This window comes from Brevibacillus massiliensis, from assembly GCF_000311785.1.
In the GTDB taxonomy this organism is placed as follows: Bacteria; Bacillota; Bacilli; order Brevibacillales; family Brevibacillaceae; genus Brevibacillus_C; species Brevibacillus_C massiliensis.
Genome location: NZ_HE978548.1, coordinates 42,337 through 64,667, shown reverse-complemented (window position 1 = coordinate 64,667; position 22,331 = coordinate 42,337). Strand labels below are relative to the sequence as shown.

At 46.5% G+C, this 22,331-nt stretch carries 24 protein-coding genes; 2 read left to right on the top strand and 22 right to left on the bottom strand.

Annotated features, from left to right (window positions below):
• Positions 1 to 75 precede the first annotated feature (75 nt).
• The 9 genes from cccB to HGBM_RS22115 form a co-directional block, all read right to left on the bottom strand.
• Positions 76 to 474: a cytochrome c551 gene (cccB, locus tag HGBM_RS22160; protein WP_019123282.1), complete on the bottom strand. Its 399-nt coding sequence runs from the start codon at positions 472 to 474 to the stop codon at positions 76 to 78.
• Between the two features lie 135 nt (positions 475 to 609).
• Positions 610 to 879, bottom strand: a complete 270-nt coding sequence (locus HGBM_RS22155) for a YciI family protein (RefSeq protein ID WP_019123281.1) — start codon at positions 877 to 879, stop codon at positions 610 to 612.
• Between the two features lie 131 nt (positions 880 to 1,010).
• Positions 1,011 to 2,130, bottom strand: a protein-coding gene (prfB, locus tag HGBM_RS22150; RefSeq protein ID WP_147512961.1) for a peptide chain release factor 2 whose coding sequence is annotated in 2 segments (ribosomal slippage) — positions 1,011 to 2,048 and positions 2,050 to 2,130 — 1,119 coding nt in all. Because the reading frame shifts where the segments join, the coding sequence is not laid out codon by codon here.
• 78 nt (positions 2,131 to 2,208) lie between these two features.
• Positions 2,209 to 3,213 (bottom strand): ketoacyl-ACP synthase III, encoded by a 1,005-nt coding sequence (locus tag HGBM_RS22140; protein ID WP_019123279.1) that lies wholly within the window; start codon positions 3,211 to 3,213, stop codon positions 2,209 to 2,211.
• 116 nt (positions 3,214 to 3,329) lie between these two features.
• Positions 3,330 to 5,849 (bottom strand): accessory Sec system translocase SecA2, encoded by a 2,520-nt coding sequence (secA2, locus tag HGBM_RS22135; protein WP_019123278.1) that lies wholly within the window; start codon positions 5,847 to 5,849, stop codon positions 3,330 to 3,332.
• Positions 5,850 to 6,018: 169 nt separating this feature from the next.
• Entirely contained in the window at positions 6,019 to 6,570 is a 552-nt protein-coding gene (gene hpf, locus HGBM_RS22130; RefSeq protein ID WP_019123277.1) for a ribosome hibernation-promoting factor, HPF/YfiA family, read from the bottom strand.
• A gap of 180 nt (positions 6,571 to 6,750) precedes the next feature.
• On the bottom strand, positions 6,751 to 6,948 hold the full coding sequence (locus HGBM_RS22125) for a cold shock domain-containing protein (protein WP_019123276.1): 198 nt from the start codon (positions 6,946 to 6,948) through the stop codon (positions 6,751 to 6,753).
• Between the two features lie 95 nt (positions 6,949 to 7,043).
• Complete coding sequence (locus HGBM_RS22120; RefSeq protein WP_026074600.1) at positions 7,044 to 7,715, bottom strand: amino acid ABC transporter permease; 672 nt, start codon at positions 7,713 to 7,715, stop codon at positions 7,044 to 7,046.
• A gap of 75 nt (positions 7,716 to 7,790) precedes the next feature.
• Complete coding sequence (locus tag HGBM_RS22115; protein WP_019123274.1) at positions 7,791 to 8,672, bottom strand: basic amino acid ABC transporter substrate-binding protein; 882 nt, start codon at positions 8,670 to 8,672, stop codon at positions 7,791 to 7,793.
• Between the two features lie 374 nt (positions 8,673 to 9,046).
• Here HGBM_RS22115 and HGBM_RS22110 point away from each other — a divergent pair, with 374 nt between their 5' ends.
• Positions 9,047 to 9,517, top strand: coding sequence for a hypothetical protein (locus HGBM_RS22110; RefSeq protein ID WP_019123273.1), 471 nt, complete (start codon positions 9,047 to 9,049; stop codon positions 9,515 to 9,517).
• 357 nt (positions 9,518 to 9,874) lie between these two features.
• Positions 9,875 to 10,048 (top strand): hypothetical protein, encoded by a 174-nt coding sequence (locus HGBM_RS22105; RefSeq protein ID WP_019123272.1) that lies wholly within the window; start codon positions 9,875 to 9,877, stop codon positions 10,046 to 10,048.
• Between the two features lie 72 nt (positions 10,049 to 10,120).
• On the opposite strand, the gene HGBM_RS22100 is transcribed toward HGBM_RS22105, so the two are convergent.
• The 13 genes from HGBM_RS22100 to HGBM_RS22040 all read right to left on the bottom strand — a co-directional run bounded on the left by HGBM_RS22100 (position 10,121) and on the right by HGBM_RS22040 (position 22,148).
• A complete protein-coding gene (locus HGBM_RS22100) occupies positions 10,121 to 10,489 on the bottom strand; it encodes a flagellar protein FliT (protein WP_019123271.1) in 369 nt (122 codons plus the stop codon).
• Positions 10,486 to 10,881 (bottom strand): flagellar export chaperone FliS, encoded by a 396-nt coding sequence (gene fliS, locus HGBM_RS22095; protein WP_019123270.1) that lies wholly within the window; start codon positions 10,879 to 10,881, stop codon positions 10,486 to 10,488. Before fliS ends, HGBM_RS22100 begins: the two co-directional genes overlap by 4 nt.
• An 18-nt stretch (positions 10,882 to 10,899) precedes the next feature.
• Entirely contained in the window at positions 10,900 to 12,387 is a 1,488-nt protein-coding gene (gene fliD, locus HGBM_RS22090) for a flagellar filament capping protein FliD (RefSeq protein WP_019123269.1), read from the bottom strand.
• Between the two features lie 10 nt (positions 12,388 to 12,397).
• The gene (flaG, locus tag HGBM_RS22085) at positions 12,398 to 12,757 is read right to left on the bottom strand and encodes a flagellar protein FlaG (RefSeq protein ID WP_019123268.1); all 360 of its coding nucleotides are present in this window, start codon (positions 12,755 to 12,757) and stop codon (positions 12,398 to 12,400) included.
• Positions 12,758 to 12,878: 121 nt separating this feature from the next.
• A complete protein-coding gene (locus HGBM_RS22080) occupies positions 12,879 to 13,571 on the bottom strand; it encodes an acylneuraminate cytidylyltransferase family protein (protein WP_019123267.1) in 693 nt (230 codons plus the stop codon).
• A complete protein-coding gene (locus HGBM_RS22075) occupies positions 13,568 to 14,614 on the bottom strand; it encodes a nucleotidyltransferase family protein (protein WP_019123266.1) in 1,047 nt (348 codons plus the stop codon). Before HGBM_RS22075 ends, HGBM_RS22080 begins: the two co-directional genes overlap by 4 nt.
• A gap of 3 nt (positions 14,615 to 14,617) precedes the next feature.
• Positions 14,618 to 15,250 (bottom strand): acetyltransferase, encoded by a 633-nt coding sequence (locus tag HGBM_RS22070; RefSeq protein WP_019123265.1) that lies wholly within the window; start codon positions 15,248 to 15,250, stop codon positions 14,618 to 14,620.
• A complete protein-coding gene (neuB, locus tag HGBM_RS22065; protein ID WP_035287688.1) occupies positions 15,247 to 16,338 on the bottom strand; it encodes an N-acetylneuraminate synthase in 1,092 nt (363 codons plus the stop codon). Before neuB ends, HGBM_RS22070 begins: the two co-directional genes overlap by 4 nt.
• The gene (gene neuC / locus HGBM_RS22060; protein ID WP_019123263.1) at positions 16,329 to 17,489 is read right to left on the bottom strand and encodes a UDP-N-acetylglucosamine 2-epimerase; all 1,161 of its coding nucleotides are present in this window, start codon (positions 17,487 to 17,489) and stop codon (positions 16,329 to 16,331) included. Before neuC ends, neuB begins: the two co-directional genes overlap by 10 nt.
• A complete protein-coding gene (locus HGBM_RS22055) occupies positions 17,479 to 18,666 on the bottom strand; it encodes a LegC family aminotransferase (protein WP_019123262.1) in 1,188 nt (395 codons plus the stop codon). The genes neuC and HGBM_RS22055 overlap by 11 nt, the downstream gene beginning before the upstream one ends.
• Entirely contained in the window at positions 18,663 to 19,673 is a 1,011-nt protein-coding gene (locus HGBM_RS22050; protein WP_019123261.1) for an NAD-dependent 4,6-dehydratase LegB, read from the bottom strand. Before HGBM_RS22050 ends, HGBM_RS22055 begins: the two co-directional genes overlap by 4 nt.
• Before the next feature lie 23 nt (positions 19,674 to 19,696).
• On the bottom strand, positions 19,697 to 21,565 hold the full coding sequence (locus HGBM_RS22045; protein ID WP_019123260.1) for a motility associated factor glycosyltransferase family protein: 1,869 nt from the start codon (positions 21,563 to 21,565) through the stop codon (positions 19,697 to 19,699).
• Positions 21,552 to 22,148, bottom strand: coding sequence for a DUF8042 domain-containing protein (locus HGBM_RS22040; protein WP_147512960.1), 597 nt, complete (start codon positions 22,146 to 22,148; stop codon positions 21,552 to 21,554). Before HGBM_RS22040 ends, HGBM_RS22045 begins: the two co-directional genes overlap by 14 nt.
• Positions 22,149 to 22,331 lie beyond the last annotated feature (183 nt).

Below are 22,331 nucleotides of genomic sequence, written 5' to 3'. Positions count from 1 at the left end.
ACAATAAATATAATAACAATACATAAAAAAAACAACCACCTTCTTAGCGAAAGTGGTCGTTGGTTTGCTGATCTCCTATTTGTGGGAAGCCAGCCAAGCGGCCAGGTTATCTGCATCTGCACCCGATACAAGACCTTTCGGCATGATGCCTTTCCCGTTGTTGATGACCCCTAAAATGTCGTCTTTGCTCAGTTGATCTCCAATTTTCGTCAGGTCTGGTCCGACAGCGCCCTTCAGGTCGACACCATGGCAGCTGGAGCAGTTTTGCTTGTAGACAGCTTCCGCTTTGGCTGCGTCAAACTCACCTGCAGTCGCTCCCGGTTCAGTGGTCGGCGTTGTAGTCTCGCCACCTTTTGCCGGTTGTTCCGCAGGGGGGGTAGCAGGCTGCTGTGGAGCCGGTTGAGCAGACTTACCGCATGCTCCAAGCACCAGGACCATTGCACCTGCGAGCAAGATGAATGAGAATCGTTTCATGGTGGTGTTACCTCCTTGTATCGTGGAAGAAAGACATCCTTCAGGGGACGAATTTCTTGTGCTTCTCAAAGTATAACTCCATCTTGGAAAAGCTATTCCTTCCCCTGAGCGACATCAGCGCCTATACTTGGGGCCTCAGCCCAGCGGCAAAGACAGCGGGCTCCACTCCCGCAATTCCAACGAGCGTGCCCCTTCGACAACTACCGGGTCAGCTTGTGCCAGCGCCAGTGCTTCATCCCAGGTATCCGCCCGGTAAATCACCATACCCCCGCGTTTGTCTGTAAAAGGCCCGGCCATGACAACTTTCCCTTCCAAAAACAACTTGTTGATATACTCCAAGTGTGCGGGACGAAATTGGCTGTTTTTAGCCTCGTCGATAATCGGCAGCATGGCAACGTACATCATCGGACGTCATTCCTCCAAAATGGTAATTTTCCACTGCTAAGTATATCACTTACGCCGATTGGCAAATCTAACGAATTGGTGAACTTCATGGAAACGCCCCGCCGGAGCAGCGGCAGGGCAGTCATTGACAATCAAGATGAAGTTTTCAACTGGGAGCGCAGATAAGCGTCGATAAACGTGTCCAGCTCCCCGTCCATAACGGCCTGTACGTTGCCGACCTCCACATTGGTTCGGTGATCTTTCACCAGGCTGTACGGATGAAACACATAGGAACGTATCTGGCTCCCCCACGCGATGTCTTTCTGTTCGCCCTGGATGGCTGCCAATGTCTTTTCCTGTTCTTCCCGCTGCCGTTCAAACAGCCGGGCAGCCAACATCTTCATCGCCCGCTCGCGGTTTTTGATCTGAGAACGCTCTGACTGGCAGGTGACGACGATCCCAGTGGGCAGGTGCGTAATTCGCACCGCCGAGTCCGTCGTGTTTACGTGCTGTCCTCCAGCACCGCTCGAGCGGTACGTATCAATTTTTAAATCCTCGCTGCGGATATCCACTTCCGTATCGTTTTCGATCTCCGGCAAAACGTTGCAGGAGACAAATGAAGTATGGCGGCGGCCGGAAGCGTCAAACGGAGAGATGCGAACCAGCCGGTGCACGCCTTTTTCCGACTTTAAATACCCGTAGGCATTATACCCCTTGATCAAAAGTGTTACGCTTTTCACACCCGCTTCATCACCGGGCAGGTAATCCAGCGTTTCTACCTTGAAGCCGTGATCTTCCGCCCAACGCGTGTACATCCGCAGCAGCATGGATGCCCAGTCCTGTGATTCGGTGCCGCCAGCACCCGGGTGAAGCTCCAGGATGGCGTTGTTTTTATCGTACTGGTCGCTGAGCAGCAGTTCCAACTCGAAGCTTTCCAGCTCTTTCTTCAACTCTTGTGTACTGTCGTACAGGTCGGGGATCAGGGAAGCGTCGCCTTCCTCTACCGCCAATTCCAGCATGACCTGCATATCGTCGTAGGATGAGTCCAATTGGTTCATCTTATCCACCAGATGTTTCAACGCATTCAATTCACTGATGGTCTTCTGGGCGGCCTCATTGTCGTCCCAAAAGTCCGGAGCGATCATCCGCTCTTCCAGCTCGCCGATTCGCTCCTGTTTTACCGGTAAGTCAAAGAGACCCCCTGATATCCGCTAAACGCTTAGCCATGCTTGCCAGCTCCTGCTTGACATCTGCCACATCAATTAATGCCATGTATCGATACCACCTTCTTTTTTATCTACGTTCTATTGTAGCCAAATTCCGCGATAAAACCAAGGGCACAGCCGTCTCTTAGATGGTCCAGCGCAGCAGCAGACCGGCGTGGACCAGGCCGCCGCCGAACCCGTACATCAACAGTACGTCGCCTGTTTTTACCTTGCCGTCTTTCAAGCCTTTATCCAGCGCCAGCGGTATGCTGGCTGATGAAGTGTTTCCGTAATACTCCATACTGTACAACGCCCGCTCCATCGGGAATCCGGATTTTTCGCAGATGGATTCGACCATCCGCAAATTGGCGCTGTGGGGAATAAACCAATCCACGTCGGCCAGCTGCAAGCTGCTTTTTTCCATCACCTTCCTCATCCCGACCGGAACAGTGGTCGCTGCCCAGCGATACACTTCCCGGCCATTTTGGACGATGCAGCCATTCCCGGCCAATTCCTTTTCGCCCATCTGCTTCGACAAGCCGCTTCGATAGAGATGAACGCCTCCCTCTCCTTTGGCGCCTACATGGGCGGCTAAAAAGCCTGATACTTCCTCGTCCCGCTCCACCAGTACCGCCCCTGCTCCGTCTCCAAACAGGATACAAGTCGTACGGTCGTGATAGTCGGTCACTTTCGACAAGGTTTCCCCGCCGACCACCAGGACCTTCTTGTGCAATCCGGAGGCAATCAACCCGCTGGCGAGATGCAGCCCATAGGTGAATCCGGCACATGCCGCACTGATATCAATCGCCCCTGCCTGCTCAATCCCGCATCTTGCCTGAATCTGACTGGAGACGCTGGGAAAAGGGTAGTCCGGCGTCGTCGTCGCCACAATGATAAAGTCAACATCACTGACCGATTTGCCGTAACGTTCGATTAAATCCTTGACCGCCGCCACGCAGAGATCGCTGGTATACTCGCTGGGCCCTGCAATGCGCCGTTCGCGTATTCCGGTTCGCTGTACGATCCACTCGTCGCTTGTATCTACCATCTGTTCCAGCTCAAAATTAGTCAGTCTGCGTTCCGGTACATAGGTTCCAATTGCTGTAATCCGCGCTTTGGCCGCGGTATTTTGGCATGTTTGGTCGTCCAAGGTCTGTCCCTCCGTTTGTAATTAGGTTTTATTATTAGATTATAGTACCTGGTAATAAAAATTGCAAAAAAATTTGCCACCGCCGCAAAGGACGATGGCAGGCTGCTATTTCTCATTTACTTCATTCGTTTTATCTGCCGCTTTTTTTCCTGCGCTTCAGCCCGGCGCTGGGCGCGATTTTTTGGTTCCGCGTCGCCGCTGGTTTCGGAATTGGGCCGCTCATTCGGACCGGAAGCCCTCAATGCTTTCTGGTCAACCGCTTGCCCTTTCACGACCTCCTGCCGCTCCAGGTTTTGGCTTACCTCTGCTTTCATGATGTACATCGCGACTTCTTCCTCAATGCTGGCGATCATCGCATTGAACATCTCAAAGCCTTCAAATTGATACTCGCGCAGCGGATCTGTCTGTCCGTAAGCGCGCAGGTGAATACCCTGCCGCAGTTGATCCATCGCATCGATGTGGTCCATCCACTTGCTGTCGACGGCACGCAGCACGACGACTTTCTCGAACTCGCGCATCATGTCGCCGATCTCTTCTTCGCGTTTGGCGAATTGACGTTCGACTTCGGCTTTGACGAGTTCCAGGATCTCTTCCGCTTCCTTGCCTTTCAAATCGCTGAGCGAAATGGTCTCTTCACGCAGCAGCGTGTTGTTGATCACTTCAAGCAGACCTTGCAGATCCCACTCTTCCGGCACTTCCTCCTTCGGGCAGTACGCCTCTACACTGCGCTCGATCACACTGTGCAGCATACCCAGTACGATGTCGCGCAGGTTCTCATTCTCCAGTACATCCCGGCGCTGTTTGTAGATGACTTCGCGCTGTTGGTTCATCACGTCGTCGTACTGCAGAACCACCTTGCGGGCGTCGAAGTTGCTGCCTTCAACCCGCTTTTGGGCGGATTCTACAGCCCGTGACACCAAGCGGCTTTCGATCGGCATGTCTTCTTCCATTCCGAGGCGGTCCATCATGTTCATGATATTTTCTGCCCCGAAGCGGCGCATCAGCTCATCTTGCAGAGACAGGAAAAATTGGGAAGAACCCGGGTCCCCTTGGCGTCCGGAACGGCCGCGCAGCTGATTGTCGATGCGGCGGCTCTCATGGCGCTCCGTACCCAGTATGTGCAGTCCGCCTACCTCTGCAACGCCCTCGCCCAATTGAATATCCGTTCCGCGGCCCGCCATGTTAGTGGCGATCGTCACGGCACCGAACTGCCCGGCCCGGGCCACGATCTCGGCTTCGCGGGCATGATGCTTCGCATTCAAGACGTTGTGGGGAATGCCTTTTTCCTTCAACATCCGGGACAGCATTTCCGAGTTTTCGATCGAGATCGTACCGACCAGTACGGGCTGTCCTTTTTTGTGCCGCTCGACAATCTCATTTACGACCGCGCGATACTTGGCCGCTTCGGTCTTGTAGATCAAATCCGGCAGATCCTTGCGAATGACCGGCCGGTTCGTCGGGATCACGACGACATCCAGCCCGTAGATCTTCTTAAATTCTTCTTCTTCCGTTTTGGCCGTCCCTGTCATACCGGCCAGCTTTTTGTACATCCGGAAGTAATTTTGTAAGGTAATCGTCGCCAGTGTCATACTTTCGCTTTGGACGCGCAGGCCCTCTTTTGCCTCGATGGCCTGGTGCAGACCGTCGCTGTAGCGGCGCCCTACCATCAAGCGGCCGGTAAACTCGTCAACGATCACGACTTCGCCATCCTGGACGACGTAGTCTACGTCCCGCTTAAACAGCACCTGTGCTTTAAGCGCGGCGGTAATGTGGTGGTTCAGCGTCATGTGGGCGGTATCGTAGAGGTTTTCGATATTGAACGCCTTCTCCACCTTGCTTACGCCTTCGTCTGTAAGTGACACAATCTTTAGTTTTTCGTCGATGGTATAATCGGTCCCCGCCTCCAGACGCTTGACGAAGTGGGCACAGATATAGTACAGTTCTGTCGACTTCTGAGACGAGCCCGAGATGATCAACGGCGTCCGCGCCTCGTCGATCAAAATGCTGTCCACCTCGTCGATGATCGCGTAGTGGAGCGGTCGCTGCACCATCTGTTCCTTATACAGCACCATGTTGTCGCGCAAGTAGTCAAAGCCAAATTCGTTGTTCGTTCCGTAGGTGATATCACAGGCATAGGCAGCCCGCTTCTCTTCGGGAGACATCCCGGTCTTGTTGAGGCCAACCGTCAATCCGAGAAAGTTGTACAGCTGACCCATGATCGTCGAGTCGCGTTCGGCCAGGTACTCGTTGACCGTGACGACGTGAACGCCTTTTCCCACCAGGGCGTTCAGGTAAGTAGCAAGCGTTGCGACAAGGGTTTTCCCTTCCCCTGTCTTCATCTCGGCGATCCGTCCTTCCTGCAGGACCATCCCGCCGATCAATTGCACGTCAAAATGGCGCATGCCCAGTACGCGCTTCGAAGCCTCGCGCACGACGGCAAACGCTTCATTTAAAATATCGTCCAACTGCTCCCCGTTTTCCAGGCGAGCCTTAAATTCCGTTGTTTTTTCTTTCAGCTGCTCATCTGTCATGGCAGCCACGGTCGGCTCTAAAGCGTTTATCTTTTCAACCCGTTTAAACATCTTTTTGACTTCGCGTTCATTCGAATCACCAAAAAGTTTCTTAAGCCCTAACATAGGACACTCCTTCCACGGTTTCTCGCTTTTCCAGGAGAGCACCGTTTCTATCTGCGGGAAACAAATATCTCCATCTAACAAACTATTGTAGCAAAAGTGAAGAAGGGAAAACAAGTAAAGGGAGCTGCCAGTAGACAACTCCCTTTGTATCCGTATTTTTCTTTTCTCCTTACTTCGGTTCTATCAAGCCGAATCTTCCATCGTTTCGGCGGTAAACCACATTCACTTCATTGGTGGCGCTGTTTTGGAAAACGAAGAAGTTGTGCCCCAGCATATCCATCTGCATGACGGCTTCTTCGGCGTCCATCGGTTTCAGGTCAAATCGCTTGACCCTGACGATTTCGGTATCAAAATCTTCTTCCGTATCCGCGAGTGCAATGGCGTTTGAACCTGCGGCCATTACCTTGGCCGAAGAATCGTAACGCATTTTTCGATTTAACTTGGTTTTGTGCTTTCGGATTTGACGTTCCAGTTTTTCAGCGACTAAGTCAATTGCGGCATACATGTCCTCATGGGTGTCTTCAGCTCGCAAAATACCGCCGCCGGTAAGTGGTATGGTGACCTCAATGGTCCCTGCTCCTCGGAGGAATCGCAAGGTTACTTGTACATCTGACACTTGCGAGGTGTCAAAATAGCGGTCAAGACGGCCGACCTTTTTTTCTACATAATCATGCAGAGCTTCTGTAACCTGAATGTTTTCACCACGAATATGCATCTTCATGGTATCTGACCTCCTTCCGTCTATGATAAACTTATTCTCGTTTCACCCCCGTTAATCCTGTCTGTTCCATCTGAAAATATTTACAAAACATTTACAAACATTCCCCCCCTCCCAGCGGGGAAAAAGTGAAAAAACGAAAAACCCCTTGACCGAGATCAAGGGGCTGTTTGGTTTCCGATATTATAGTTTAACTACGTTCGCTGCTTGCGGGCCACGGTCGCCTTCCACAATGTCAAACTCAACGGATTGACCTTCGTCCAGTGTCTTGAAACCTTCCGCTTGGATTGCAGAGAAGTGAACGAATACGTCGCCGCCGTCTTCACGCTCGATGAAGCCGTAGCCTTTTTCAGCATTGAACCATTTTACTTTACCTAACATCAATACACGTTCCTTTCTGTTTGAAAACTGGATTGAGATGGACATCCCATAAATTGACTATATCACTACGCCAGATACAAAGTCAAACAGACGTTTTAACGCGGTGTATAGCGCTTTTCCAGCCCTCTGACGACGACCCGGGAGAGGAATAATGTAAGGATTAAATAGATCGCGGCGATCGTCAAGTACGGCGGGTACCGCTCAAATGTGCTTTTGGCTACCGTCATCCCGGCGAAGGCCAGCTCGGAGGTGGCAATGATCGCGAGCAGCGAGGAATCCTTCAACAGTGCGATAAACTCGTTGCCAAGCGCAGGCAGCATACGGACGAACGCCTGCGGAATGACGATGAGGCGCATCGCCAGCCCTTTGGTCATCCCCAAAGACCTTGCCGCTTCCATCTGTCCGACGTCGATCGACTGTATCCCGGCCCGGAAAATCTCGGCAATGTAGGCGGCCGCATTGAGTGAGAGGGCAACAAATCCTGTAAAGAGCGCACTGGGCGGCGGTTCGGTAGAAAACAGCTCCCAGATCGAAGGTATGATCGCGTAATGAATCAACAGGATTTGCACGAACAGCGGCGTACCCCGAAAGATCTCGACATACACGAGGGCAGGAACACTGAGAATCGGATTGGACGACATCTTGCCAAGGCCGAAAAATAACCCCAATACAGTACCGCAGGCAATTCCCACGCTCGTCAGGACGATCGTATAGAAGAAACCTCTAATAAATAATTCCCGGTATTCGTACACGACAGACCAGTCCAGATGAATTCCTCCCTTCTGAAGCGCTGGTCGGTGATACAGCGGGCAAACTCACAGGCCTGCCCGCCGGGCGGTCCGTTATTTTTCGAAATACTGTTTGCGCAGTTCTTCCAGTTTCCCGTTTTCCTTGATCGTCTTGATGCCTTGGTTGATTTTGTCCAACAGCTCCTGATTGCCTTTTTTCACCATAACCCCGTAGTATTCCGGCTCAAACGAATCATCCTTTAAGGTCTTGTACTTTTTCCCGGCAATTTTGGTGGCATAGTAGATCATGACCCCGTCATCGGCGACAACCGCATCCAGCCGCTTGTTGAAAAAGTCGTCAACCGCTCCCGGAAGATCGTCGTACCCTTTGAGTCCCTCATAAGACTTGCCAAAAGCCTCCTGGACAACAAATTCCCCGGTAGTCGCAGACTGTACGCCGATTTTTTTGCCCTTCAGATCTGCCAATTTGGTCACGGTCGAATCTTCCGGCAGCAGGATCAACTGGTTGGTCTCAAAGTAGGGATCGGAAAAATCGTATTTCTTTTTGCGATCATCCGTAATGGTAATCGTGGAGATCCCAATATCGACGGTCCCCTTGTCGATTCCATCGAATACTCCGTCCCAACCGGTGTGTTTCTTCTCAATCTTGAAGCCGGCAGCATCAGCCACTGCCTGGATCACGTCCATGTCAAACCCGGTGATCTTTCCGTCCGGTTCCACCTGCTCAAACGGCGGGTAGGCAGCGTCCGTCCCGACGACGTAGACCTTCTCGGCCGCAGAGGAATCTGTGCCCCCCGAATTGGCTCCTCCCTCCGCAGGTTGACTGCCGCCAGCCGATTCCGAAGGCTGCTCACTGCCCGCTGCCGGTGCCCCGCCGCCGCCTCCTCCGCTGCCGCCGCATCCCGTCACCAGCAGACCGAGGCACAGTGCCAGTGAACATGCAGCCAACCAACGCTTTTTTCTCTTCAGCTTCATGATACAAAGACCCCCTTTTACTCTTTCCCCATTCTGTCCACAGCAAAAGACCGCTAAATTGGCCTTCTCCACAGAGTTGTCCACATTATCCACAAGAGCTTGTGCACAAGCTGGGGAAAAGCACACATGTTTTACTGCCGACAAACTGCCAATCATGCAGCTGCCGATAACTAAAGGTTCTTTGAAGACTCCCGACACCTTCGCTTTGCTTAGAGGTGGGGATTCAAATGTTTCCTGTCTTACGCGACAAGAATACGTTTCGGATGCTTCAAACACCCATTATCCCTTACTGATTGGATCAGTGCAGGAATACCTTTTCCATTAAGGTACCTTCGTAAGATATTTAGATCTCTGTTCTGCGGTGAATATTTTGCTTGGGTTTTTTCGAAATCTTCCCCCTATTTAGCACAGAACAACCGCTGGTGTACTCTTTCCATTCTCATGTACTCGAATGGCAAATGGGTGAAAATGATTTCATTTTTGCAATTACCAACATGCTTAAGTGTCTCATTGTATTTCTGCAGATTCTTCTTGAAGTTTGTGTTTACGGTAAAAAAGCTTTTCCGATTTTGTTTCACCATCTTGATACAATTCTGATAGGTACTCCCAGTGCAATTGGACTTCAGTTCCTTTTCCAGTTTCACATAGGAACGAAACCCTTCTTCTCGCCACAGATGACTGGCGATGTTTTAGAGTTTGGTCATATGAAACGCCCAATCCGTCCAAAAACGCAAGCTGTTCAGCCGACCAACGCGGAATCCATTGTAGAACAGTTTCTTTTTCGGTTCACCTCCTGCCCTTATTTTACCACAGAGAGAGGAACTCGTGTTCTGAAAATTGTTTAAAGTACGAAAAATAACTTTCATAACATTACCTATAAAGATGGGAGTCTTCGTACGAACGAATAAAAAGCCGCAGAATTGGACTATTCCAATCCGACGCCCTCTTGTTACCTTTTGTCATTCACGATGCTGAATCCAGTGTCCTCGCGCAAGATTCGTTTGACAAAATTCGCGGTCATGTGTTTATTAAACCGGCCAGGTCGAATTTAAGTTTGGCAACGTCTTCTTTTTATTACAGTTATATCTCTTTTGATATTATTAGCCACGTCTTCCTTTATTGCAGAAATCATGGGGTTTCGGTAATTTCTCGGGTATTTTTGACCGATAACAAAAATAATCAAAAAGAAATGAGGTGAACAGATGAATTTTCAACTTAGCCAGCTGCAGCATACGGTAAGTCTCGGCGTGATGAAAATGCTTCAGGCGACGCAGATTGCCCAGGCGACCGTGATGATCGAGGATCTGAGCAAGACTCAAGCGACAGCGGATGCACCTCACCCGACTCTGGGGAAGCAGCTTGATGTGAGTGTGTAGATGGGCTTTTGGGCGGGGGGAAGATGGAAAAACGGTCGGGGTTTCCCGGCCGTTTCATCATATGATAAGGTATTAGTTTTTCTGATCGAAAAAGGCACCATAGCTTGCAAAATTTCCGTACCCATGATACTGCAGGTTTGCGGTTTTTCGCCTATTAAGTTGCCCTATTTTGGCTGCAAGTTCTTCCTTTCTCCTATTTAGAACCGGTAAAATCTTTTGATCGCAATGGTAAGCCTTTTCGACGTACTTGTGTTTAAGCGGTTCGGACAATACCTCACCATTTGCAAGCATACTGGATATGCTGTCCATAACACCTTGACGTTCCTCGAATATCTTTACCCATTCCTCCGGCTCTTCCTGTGGGTCATTCACGCACTTTTCCAGGTCCAAGGTTAATGCCAAGAGACGTTCCAATAATGGCTCAAGAGCTGTCTCCATCATGGCTGCTCAACTGCCTGACCCTGTTTTTTCGCCAGGATCATGGCTTCTTTCCAAGTATCGCGAAACTCTCCAAACAGGGATTCGACTTCGTCAAGGATCTCCACGTCCTTCCGTACATTTGCCTCAACCATTCGGCGGAGCATGTAATCGTACATGGTAATAAACTGTTCAGATATCGGTACATCCCGGTTGAGGCTTGACATTAACTCGTGAAGTATATCTTGTACGCGAATATTGCATTCGTGGGCTTTCTCCAGTTTTTTATCGAGAATGGCTTGTCTTGTTTGTTTAATAAATCGGATCGCCCCGTTGTAGAGCATCAGGGTCAACTCACCTGGCGTTGCTGTCGTAACCTGATTGTTTTGGTAGACCTGTGCTGGATTTTGCAACACCAACCTTCGCTCCTTCCCTTATCGGTTACCCATTAATTGGGAGAACCATCCGGTTTGAGATTGTGATTTTGCCATAGCTTGTTCGAGAGCTGTGAACTGTTTCCAGTAGCGATCTTCAATTTTCTTTAGGCGGTCTTGCCAAGAGTCGATCTCTTGGTTCATTCGGTTTAATTCTAAGCCCATCTCGCTAATGTCATTGCCTGTGGCTGTAGCGCTTCCAGCCTTATCAGAAATCTGTTTGATTGTCTTATCCAATTGACTGTAAAGACGTTCAAACAAACCGCTTTCTTGGTTCCTGTTAGGGGAATCTTGAGATGCATAATTTGTAAACAATTTTGTTACATCATCCAGATTTTCACTAATTGCTTTTCGCAACTGCTCTTCATTAATCACAAGTTTCCCTTTTTCGTAGTACTTCCCTGTCGTGATGCCAATGCTGCTTAGCGTGCTGAAATTGTCGCTGACTCCTGACACTTTTGTATTCAATGCGGTCCTCATTGAAGACAATATGCCGGATAAAAGCGTATCGTTTCGAAGCGTTCCGCTTTTGGCTTTCTTCTCCCAATTCTCAACATCCTTGTCTTTCATGTCCGACTTTTGTTCATCACTTAGCGGGAAAAAGTCGCGATAGACAGGTTCCGAGATCTTGTCGTTGAGCTTGGCGATTACATCATTATACTTGTCGACAAAGCCCTTGATCGTATTGAAAATGGCATCTGTGTCTTGCTTGACGCTGATATTTACGGAAGATCCCGGTTCTGTCTTTTGTTTCACGGTATATTCAATACCGTCGTAGGTGAAGGTGTTGCTGGAGATGGACAATTCGGCACCGTTGATCACAACCTTGCCTTCCTTGGCATCCTTACCATTTGAAGTGGTAACAGATCCATCCATTCCCAGCACATTAACACCGCTGGCTGGTTGTGAAGTCACTTCTACCGTAAAATTACTGGCGTTGCCAGTGCCTGTCGAGGTAAATACCAACTGATTGTTGAAAATAGTGGCTTTAACACCCGTACTTTCTGTTTGATCATTTACCTTTTTTACGATAGTTTCAAGTGTATCATCAGCATTTACTTGTATCTCCTGACCTTTTACATTAAATTTAAATGCGTTATCTGCACCAACAGGAGTGGTTGCATCAGTAAACTTGGTCTTGAAAGCCACGGATGCAGGAGTAGCATCAGCAGCTAGCTCCTTCACCTCGATTGGGTACGATGAGAATTGCGATTTCCCCGCACTTTTTACCGAGACTACACTATCGTTAGCGGATACAGCCACTTTCTTATTGGTAAAAGTGGAAGCATACCTTAAATCAGCCATCATGTTTTTTAGTTCAAGCAGCAGTCTATTCGCCTCACGGTAATCGTCGCGTTTCCATTCCAGCTTTTGTTGCTTTTGTTTCAATCGGTCATAAGGCGCGCTTTCGGATTTCATCAACTGCTTAACGATCATTTCTGTGTCTAATCCGGAGTACATTCCTCCAAAACGTATACGGTCGATCATGGCCATCCTCCTATCGTTTTTCGTCTACGAGAATGCCAATCATTTCATGCATTTTCGCAACCATATCCAATATTTTTTTCGGGGGTACCTCGCGTATTACCTCTTGGGTCTGATCGTCGACAATTTCTACGTAGTATTCGTTCAATTTTTCGTGCAAGGTAAATTTTAAATGCGTACTACCCGTTTGGAGCCATTTGTTTAGGGAATCTACTGCTTTTTCTACTTCCTTTTTGGAAGTATTCCCCTCAGGACTAGGTTCTCCCGATGCTTCCTGAAAAGGTATCGGTTCTCCACTACTGGTTGCTATTGGCCTTTCCGCCTGGTAAGAAGAAGATATTTTGCCTGTCTGATTTACGGAATGAATATCCATAGACATTTTCCTCCAACCGTACTTTTACTATATGTATCGGCTTAAATAGGAAGAAATTTAATTAAAAACTCAAACATTTACACTAATTTACATTAAATCATTTAATTGTATTTCAATATTATTAACCCTGTGTACTATCTAATAAAATACTTGCAACTTTCAAATCAAATTCAGTATCTATATCAATCGAACGCTCTTTTGGCATTATGTAAGCAACCGTTTCATCTGTTAGGAAGCTTTTCTTCGCTTGAATCCACTCACTTTTAGCCACATAGACTGCCCCGTTTAAAGCATATACTTTGGGCAGTTGCTGTCTGCGAACGGCAAAAGAATCACCAGTGAGTAACAAACTCATCCTCTTCCTATCGTCAACCTTATACATCCAATAAGGACTTTTATCCGGCTCCGTTACCGAAACACAAGCATTTGCCGATAACCGAAGGCAAGTATGAATACAACCATCAATATCCTCAGCTTTTCGAAGTGGAGAAGTTGGCTGCAAAAGTACTATATAATCATATTTTGAGACTTGGCTTAGTGCATGTAATACCGGATCAATCCCAGGTGTATCATCTTGCGCCAATTCCGGGGGACGCTTGAATGGCACTTCGCACCCCCATGATCTGGCCACTGAAATGATTTCATCGTCTTCCGAACTCAAAATCGTTTGATCAATATAACGTGATTTCTTCGCCTCCTCGATTGTCCATGCAATCAAAGGCTTGCCGGCCACCTCTCGAATATTCTTGCGAGGGACCCCCTTGGAGCCTCCTCGCGCCGGAATAATAGCTAAAACCGTTTTCCCGTCTATCACCCGAATACCTCCGCAAATTCGACGTTTGCTCGCTCAAAGTCAGTGATTCGGCCAATATCGAGCCAATACTCCCGGATAGGGTAAACAACCGTTTCGACTTGCTCATTTACCAGCTTTTCGAAAAGGCTGGGCATATCAAAGTAGGTCTGGTCTGGGATCTTATCCAATACGTCCGGTTCCAACACATAAATTCCTGCACTTACAAAAAAATGCTGTGTTGGCTTTTCCTCTATGCTTACCAGACGTTGGTTGTCTGTTCGAACAACACCGTAGGGCACCTGGAAGTCATACTCCCTGACGCACATTGTCGCCGCCGCTCTATGTTCCACATGGAATTCCAGTAACTGGTTGAAATTAACCTTGGTTAATAGATCTCCATTCATTACGATAATTGGTGCATCCGGTCTTTCAGGCAATAAACTTAATGCGCCTGCAGTTCCTAATCTTTTATTTTCATGAAGGTAGTTTAACTCAACTCCCCATTGTGACCCGTCCTTAAAATACTCCTTGATCATTTCGGCTTTATAGTTTACAGATAGAAAAAATTTATAAAAGTTCTGTTCAACGAAGTTTTCGATTATTGTCTCCAGCAAGGGTTTGCTTCCGACTTTTAGAAGCGGTTTGGGGCAGTCATCCGTTAAAGGTTGAAGACGACTCCCTAATCCTCCAGCCATCAGAATAACCCAATTCTCTTTTTGCTCCCGGCGAAGAAGTTCATTCAAAACTTTGATCCCGATAATGCGCCTATCCTTATCTATGATTGGAACCTGATTTAACCGTTTGGCCCTCATAAAAGCCAACATCTTCTCTGGACTTTCATCAGGGAAAACATATTTCGGTTGATCGTTCATGATGTGTTTAACCGATTCATTAAGGGGTATTCCCTTTAAGATTCCTCTACGGATATCTCCGTCTGTCACCGTACCCAGCAATCTCTCGTTTTCGTCGACGACAAGCGCTATTTGAATAGCTCCAGCATCGATGATTTGGATCGCTTGTATGATCGGGGTATCCTGCTTAATTAAAACGTTCCTCCAGTTCATCGACTACACCTCCCTTGCCGGAATACCGTAAACGGTTACCTTCTCCGGTACATTCTTCAAGACCAGGGCCCCTGCGCCAATTACGCTTTTCCGTCCAATGTCTATATTTTGGATAACAGTTGCGCCAGCTCCAATATGCACCTCATCGCCAATTTTCACCCCGCCGCATAAAGTGACGCCAGGTGCCAAGTGGACATGGGCACCAATGATACAATCATGGTCTACCGATCCCTTGGTATTAACGATCGAATTTTCTCCAATCGTACTTCCGGATTGAATGACACCCCCCGCCATAATCTGCACACCTTCAGACAAGACAGCAGAAGGTGAGACGACAGCAGAAGGATGGACGACGTTCATGAAGGAGTATCCGCGTTTCTTGAATTCACAAAACAAATGTTTTCTTCGAGAAACTGCCCCTATCGAACCTAGTCCATTTACCAGCATAATACTGTCGGTGCTGTAACCGTAAATAATACTGTCGGGTCCAAGATAGCGAACCCCTAATATTTTCTCTTCGGATGGCATCGTTAAATCTGTAAAGCCAAGGATGTCTACGGATTGTTGAAGTAAAGTGTCAATTAACACCTTCGCATGTCCGCCGCCGCCCAAAACAATAACTGGCATATTCTTCATTGGATCACTTCATCCGAAAGGTAGTCTTTATCTGCCAATTTCCCGATATAATCCCAATAATGAATAGGAGAAACTCCGGTTCCGGGCCGCTTGATCGTTATATTCTGATCGGTAAAAGGCTCGCCTTTTTGGATTTTCCTCGATGCAACAATGCTTTTCCGTGCAATCGGTTTATTTTTCAACTCTGAAATGGCGGGCATTTTTCTCGGAACGCCTAATGCCTGTTCTACTTCTCTAATCCCCTTCACCATAGCTTTTAGTTCGTTCGGCTCTAAAGAAGCCTTATGATCGGGACCAGGTAAATTTCGATCAAGGGTAAAATGCTTTTCAACGATGACAGCCCCACGTGCTACGGCAGCAATGGGTATTGATATGCCAACCGTGTGATCAGAAAACCCAACAGGCAACCCAAAGGTACTGCGGAGCGTATCCATTGCCATAAGGTTTACATCCGTAAACGGTGCAGGATACTCTGTGGTACAGTGAAGTAATACGACCTTTGCTTGTAAGAGCTTTTGCCCTTCGGCAGAACAATAAGCCGCTTCAAAAGCATTGACAGAGGGTTGTTGACCTGTTTGCAAATAGCCGAATGCTATAACACCCAATGCAAGTTCTATTTCACCAAGTGTACTCATACCCGTTGAGAGTATAATTGGTTTTCCAGTCGATGCCACTTTTAATAAAAGAGGAGCATTCGTTATTTCGCCGGATGGTACTTTTAGACGCGGCAGATCAAAACGTCTCGCCAACAAGTCAACACTGTCGATATCAAAGGGAGTTGATAAAAATTGGACTCCTTTCTGAGCGCAATATTCAATCAACACCTGATGGGCTTCTTCATCCAACTCCAGTTTTTTTATCATCTCGAACTGTGATTCCGAAGAGTCCGTGGTTTTGGTCTGATATTCCGCTTTTGGTGCAGATTTACTCACTAATTTTTCCGATTTAAACGTCTGGAACTTTACAGCGTCAACTCCGGCATCAACAGCTGCATCGACCAATTGCTTTGCCATCTCGAGCGAGCCATTATGATTTACGCCTGCTTCCGCGATGATAAATACCTTCTGTTGTTCGGTAATCACAGGCATTCCACCCCAAAAAACTTTTTTCTTAACAACCCGCTGAAGTTAGAGTAACTTTGTAAAATTTCAATAATCCTCTCGGTACTATGTCCATCACCATAAGGGTTTACTGTATCGAAGCATTTCTTCTCCATAGCCTCTCGTATCGCTCGTAAAATTGAATCTGTCCTAGGTTCGCAATTAATTACGGATGTTGCTTGTAATCGTCCCTTCTGGCGATCACCAATATTTACTGTTGGGATTTTAAAAGAAGGAACCTCGTACAACCCGCTCGATGAATTGCCAACAACCGCATTAACTTGTGCAATAGTACTTAAGTAACGAAGTTGTCCTAATGATGTATAGGCTCTCGCGTTTTCATGTGTCGCTACAAATTTGTCCAAAAGTACGTTAATGGCTTTTCCGCATGGATCAGCATTCGGTCTAGTAAAAATCAGACCGTATTGATTCCCTAAACCATCAAGTGCATTTAGTAATTCCTGAAACTGGTGTAATGAATCTGAGTTCAACTCCAATGTAACAGGATGATATGTAACCAGAAGATTTTTTTCCCTGAATTTGAAATCCAGTTCTTTTTCTAAATCGTTTCTTTCGATTAGACGCAAACGCCTGATATGATCTATCCCCATACTTCCCACATTAAAAATATGTTTGGGGTTTTCCCCCATTTGACGAACTCTTCTTGCAGCATCTTCATTTGTAACAAAATGGATATGGGACATTTTAGTAATGCTATGGCGGATTGCTTCATCGAATGCCCCTTCTGTAGTATCCCCACCGGCAATATGAGCAATTGGGATTTTTGCGATTAAGGCAGCTTGGGCTGCAGCTAACATCTCATAACGATCTCCTAAAATAACGACTAGATCAGGCTTTAAACGATCAAACGCATCTGCAAAACCGATCGTTGCCAAGCCTACTGACTTCGTCACTCCAACACAGGAATCACTTGATAGAAGCATTTCTATCCTTTCATTGATAAAAAAACCGTCATTCTCTATGTCCCTATATGTAAAGCCGTACTCTGGAGATAAATGAGCGCCAGTTACAGCGATTTGCAATTCGAAGTCTGGGATATTCTCTATCTCCCTCATTAACCAATAAAGCAAACCATACTCTGCACGGGTACCGGTAACAACGCATATTTTACGCTTCATCACTACTCACACCCAACACCACACTGCTTGGAATATTAATCGCGCGGCTTTCCAGGTTTTCTGCTACCGTTAGTTCCATTTTTGGACATTTCGCGTGTATTGGCAGTTTATGAAGAGCAGTCCAAAACGGCCGTGTCATGATCCCCATCTCATTTGTCAACTCCAACAATTCATCCCGTCTACCTGCATACTGCTCATCCAGCAACAATACATTCAACCAATAGTTGCTTTTTGCAAATTCCGTCTCAGTAAAGAAGCTTACCCCTACAAATTCAGAAAAGGCTTTTTTGTATTGATCAGCCAGGTTGCGCTTTTTAGCAATAAAACCAGGAAGCTGCTCCAACTGGGCACAACCTAATGCAGCGTTCAAATTGGGCAAACGATAATTGTAACCGACCCGGTCGTGGTTAAACGCCCAACGATGCGGCACCTTGGCTGTTGTGGTAAGGTGTTTTGCCAGTTTGGCTAACGAAGAATCGTTAGTTAAGATGGCACCGCCGCCTCCGGTTGTTACAACCTTATTTCCATTAAAACTAAGAGCCGACAGTTTCCCCCAATGCCCCGTATGCCGTCCTTTGTAAAAGGAGCCCAGCGATTCCGCTGCATCCTCTATCAATTCCAGCTTAAACCTGTTACATACTTCCACCAGTGGATCAAGATCAACAGGATGACCGAATGTATGCATCGGAACAACAGCTTTTAATCGCTTCCCGGTTATTTTGTTGAAACAAGCATTGTCCCGGATTTCGGTTATCTCTCTTAGATAGTCCCCCAGCTTATAAGGGTCAAGTCCAAGCGTTCTTGTTTCAATATCTACGAAATGCGGAGTAGCCCCACAATAGTGAACCGCGTTGGCAGTAGCTATAAAGGTCAAAGTCGGGACTAGCACTTCATCCCCTTCTTCAACTCCCGCAAGTTGCAGACACATGTGCAATGCCGCTGTACCATTTACTACAGCCACGGCGTGACGTACACCAGTGTATTCCTGCAGCATTTCTTCAAAGCGATTGACGTATTTCCCAACCGAGGAAACCCAACCCGTATCCAGACATTCTTTCACATAGGCCCATTCATTTCCGGAAAAACGGGGTTCATGAAGGGCGATAAACTCCTGGTCTTTGGGCAATACCGATTGCAACGTTTCGACAATACACTGTAAATCAATTGATTTGTTCATATATTGTACACATCGCTTTTGTATTTACGTAGATTTTCCGGGCTGCTAAACCACTCAACCGTTTCCTGCAAACCTCTTTTTAGACCCTCGCGTCCCGCAAAGATTGGCTCCCAATTCAGCAGGGTTTTCGCTTTAGTATTGTCAGCCCAAAGACGTTCTACCTCGCTTTTTTCCGGGCGAAGCCGCTGGGCATCTGTTTCGATTTCAATCTCCTTCCCCATCACATCTGCGATCAATTGAACGGTTTCTCCGATCGATATCTCATAGTTGCTCCCGATGTTGATCACTTCGCCTACAGAAGCATCAGACTCTGCCACAGCAATGAATCCATTGACGGTGTCTTTTACATAATTAAAATCCCTCGTAGGATGAAGTGCTCCCAACCTGATTTTGCGTTGTCCGCTGGCAATCTGAGTAATGACAGTTGGGATTATCGCCCTTGCCGATTGACGCGGTCCATATGTGTTAAATGGGCGAATGATAGCAACCGGCGTCTGAAACGACTGGTAAAACGACATAGCCATCTGATCGGCACCTATTTTACTTGCTGAATAAGGGGACTGTCCCTGTAAGGGGTGCTCCTCCGTAATCGGAACGTACTTGGCTGTTCCATACACTTCACTGGTCGAGGTGTGAATGACTTTTTCGATCCCTAATTCACGGGCCGCCTGAACCACGTGCAGTGTTCCCATTATATTGGTCTCCACGTACGTAGCAGGGGAATGATACGAGTAGGGAATGGCAATTAATGCCGCCAGGTGAAAAATGACATCACAGTCCTTGGCTGCTTCCTTTATTCCAAACGGATCGCGAATATCTCCTGAAAATATCTCGATGCTGCTGCGAATATCACTGGGAGATTCGTCCAACCAGCCCCAACTATTAAAGGAATTGTAGTAAACAAAGGCTTTCACATTATGCCCTCGTCTGACAAGCTCTTCTGTCAAATGAGAACCTATAAAACCATCTGCTCCGGTGACTAGTATTTTTTTCCCTTTCAGGTTCATATAGCCTCTCTCCACAGAAAAATTTATGTTGTTGCCTCAACTTCTTGAAGAATCTTTTGATGCATTTCCTGAAGCAATGGCGCGGCCAACTGCATGTTAACTGTACAGTTATCAACATAGGCTCCAAACTCACTGGCAATCCGTTTCCCCTTATGAAGAGTATCCCGTTCAAAACGAAGCTCTTCAATCTCTTTGGCGACCAACTCAAATTGGACTCGGTTCATTTGCCTTATCACGCATTGATAGAATTGGTTTTTCTGCATTTTTTTAAATACCTTGTCAAACTTGGTAAAAAAGTTTTCCAGTTGTTTGACATTATGGGTTTTAACCGATTGGTTTATTTCATTAATAATTTTTCGGAATTCGTCAAGTACCTTTGGAAATTCCTCAAGGAAAATCATCATTTTAGCCGACTGCTGTCTTGTATAGGTAACACTGTAACTTTGATTAGTTTCCTTACACCAGTCTGATGTATTGAATGACGAAGTTAGTTTCTCCTTTATGATTTGATCAAGAGGAATAAAAGAAGTACCGTTGATTTTGGCCCCGCCCCGTGTCGTGTTAATAATCTCTTTGTCCTGATATTGGGCAATCAGCGCTTCCATTTGTTTTCTCATACGATTAAAACCTTCATTTGTGTAAACAACTTCACCATCGACACTTTCCGTGGTTAACAGGTTTTTCTTTTCAGGTTCCGTTAAAGTGGCTGGCCTGTGCTCGTATTCAATTCCCTTTGAGTAAACTCGATCATTCTTAAAAGCTAAATTTTGTCCAACGAGAATGATAGGGTTACAGCCAAATTTATGTAATAATTGCAGTGTGATTACCGCGATGGAAGGTGAATCGTTAACGATCTCTTCAGGATCTACATCATTTAAGTAAAACGGAGAAATCGTATCTTGACTCGTAATCATGTGGAACATTTGTCCAGGATAACGCTTCACCGTTTCGAAACCGACACTTGTTCCGTATATCAAAGGGATTGTTTTTATTTCCTGCTCTACCACTTTCTCAAATACCCTTTGATTTAGCACCGTTGGGTCATACGTACATGCTGCATCCGGCTCGATCCCATGGGATAGCAGCGCATTAATAGCTGATCCGACTGAGAAGATATAGGCTAGTCTGTTTTCCTTGATGTATCTCAGATTCTCTATTTCTTCTTCTAAAGAAGGACCTGCTGAAACAATAATCGCCGGTTTGTCTTGAAAGTATCCCTTCTTTTCTCGAAGCACATTAGGGGTATTCAGGGTAGTTTCCAGATTTATAATACTATTGATCGTCCACCGCTGTTCGAACGCCACATTTACATGCAAATGCGACCTTCTTTCGCGGACTGCTTCCCGAAAGCTTGTTACAAACTCTTTATAATTTTGTTTAAAAACTCTCTCATAGGCTGGTAAAACGATAAACAAGACTTCTTCTTTCACTGAGCTGACAAACTTGTTAATAAGTTGTTTCGATTGCAGCGAATTTTGTTCTACGAAAATATTTTTTAACATAGAGATCGGAAATATATCTAATGACCGTTTAGAGAGAAACGTATGCAATATTTCTAGACTTGGTTCGTAGATGGAAAATGGGATGTCAGGATATTTTTGTGTAAAGGCTTCAATATGATAGCCTAATCCTATCCCGTAAAAAAAGACATGTTTACTCGATTCTACTGAAGTATACTGTTCAAGCAATCGCTCCGCTTCAAGATAAGGGTCGTATTTACTGTGAATATATACAGGGACATGATTATCCTGAAGCAGAAGCGTCGGTACCCCTTTTTTCGTATCCATGACTTCTACGTGCTTTGGGTGTGACCGATCCTCATACTCCTTTAGTGCCTTCCAGACATCCGGATAGTGCTTTTTTAACAGATGAATGTTATCAATTAAGATCATGATTGATTACCCCATTATGAATCTCTTGCTCTAGCTCTTTTTTCAGCATTTCCAGTCGAGTTAAAATCTCGTAACGCAGAATATCTCCGATTAAAACCGCGTCTTGTTGTATCACTGCCTGCTCTAGTTCAGCCAATTCCGTCGACCATCTGAATGTTTCCTGCCATTGTTCACATGATGGCTTATTGTTGCTTACATATTGAACAGTCTGTTCCATCCATTGCAAGCCTTCTATAAGCTGTTCAAATTGTTCCCATGTTTCCTGTTTGGGACCTTGATAAAATTCATCAGACAATAACGAAATAAGGGGAAGAGACCGCTCCAGATATTCATTTGCGGTCATTAACACCTCGTTTGTAAACTCCTCTACAGACTGAGAAATCACCTCGATTTTTCTGATTTCCCCAATGCGATCAGATATATATTCGAAGTAATCGTCAAAAACAACCTGACCGTCAATATCCATCTGGACAATCACCGAATTTGATTCATGCATAAACTGGTTGACATCATTCATGAGTTGATCAAGTACGGTTTCATTATTTTCATAAACGTAGATCCGATCCATTATTTTCAGTTCCAAGACTGTTCCCCCATCCCGCATAACATAGTACCGAACAAACAGCATACCTTCCTTGTTTGGTTAAGGTTTGGTTATTACTTGTATCGGCTTTTTCATGAATGCTTTTTACGGAAATGACTGGAACCTGGATGATAAATACGAAAGAGGAACCCTAGAAAATCCAAGGTTCCTCACTTGTTTGTT

Excerpts from the sequence above, each read along its gene's own strand:
- cccB (WP_019123282.1), bottom strand. The coding sequence starts at position 474 with ATGAAACGATTCTCATTCATCTTGCTCGCAGGTGCAATGGTCCTGGTG.
- HGBM_RS22155 (WP_019123281.1), bottom strand. The coding sequence starts at position 879 with ATGATGTACGTTGCCATGCTGCCGATTATCGACGAGGCTAAAAACAGC.
- secA2 (WP_019123278.1), bottom strand. The coding sequence starts at position 5,849 with ATGTTAGGGCTTAAGAAACTTTTTGGTGATTCGAATGAACGCGAAGTC.
- hpf (WP_019123277.1), bottom strand. The coding sequence starts at position 6,570 with ATGAAGATGCATATTCGTGGTGAAAACATTCAGGTTACAGAAGCTCTG.
- HGBM_RS22125 (WP_019123276.1), bottom strand. The coding sequence starts at position 6,948 with ATGTTAGGTAAAGTAAAATGGTTCAATGCTGAAAAAGGCTACGGCTTC.
- HGBM_RS22115 (WP_019123274.1), bottom strand. The coding sequence starts at position 8,672 with ATGAAGCTGAAGAGAAAAAAGCGTTGGTTGGCTGCATGTTCACTGGCA.
- HGBM_RS22105 (WP_019123272.1), top strand. The coding sequence starts at position 9,875 with ATGAATTTTCAACTTAGCCAGCTGCAGCATACGGTAAGTCTCGGCGTG.
- HGBM_RS22100 (WP_019123271.1), bottom strand. The coding sequence starts at position 10,489 with ATGATGGAGACAGCTCTTGAGCCATTATTGGAACGTCTCTTGGCATTA.
- fliD (WP_019123269.1), bottom strand. The coding sequence starts at position 12,387 with ATGATCGACCGTATACGTTTTGGAGGAATGTACTCCGGATTAGACACA.
- flaG (WP_019123268.1), bottom strand. The coding sequence starts at position 12,757 with ATGGATATTCATTCCGTAAATCAGACAGGCAAAATATCTTCTTCTTAC.
- HGBM_RS22075 (WP_019123266.1), bottom strand. The coding sequence starts at position 14,614 with ATGAACTGGAGGAACGTTTTAATTAAGCAGGATACCCCGATCATACAA.
- HGBM_RS22070 (WP_019123265.1), bottom strand. The coding sequence starts at position 15,250 with ATGAAGAATATGCCAGTTATTGTTTTGGGCGGCGGCGGACATGCGAAG.
- neuB (WP_035287688.1), bottom strand. The coding sequence starts at position 16,338 with ATGCCTGTGATTACCGAACAACAGAAGGTATTTATCATCGCGGAAGCA.
- neuC (WP_019123263.1), bottom strand. The coding sequence starts at position 17,489 with ATGAAGCGTAAAATATGCGTTGTTACCGGTACCCGTGCAGAGTATGGT.
- HGBM_RS22055 (WP_019123262.1), bottom strand. The coding sequence starts at position 18,666 with ATGAACAAATCAATTGATTTACAGTGTATTGTCGAAACGTTGCAATCG.
- HGBM_RS22050 (WP_019123261.1), bottom strand. The coding sequence starts at position 19,673 with ATGAACCTGAAAGGGAAAAAAATACTAGTCACCGGAGCAGATGGTTTT.
- HGBM_RS22045 (WP_019123260.1), bottom strand. The coding sequence starts at position 21,565 with ATGATCTTAATTGATAACATTCATCTGTTAAAAAAGCACTATCCGGAT.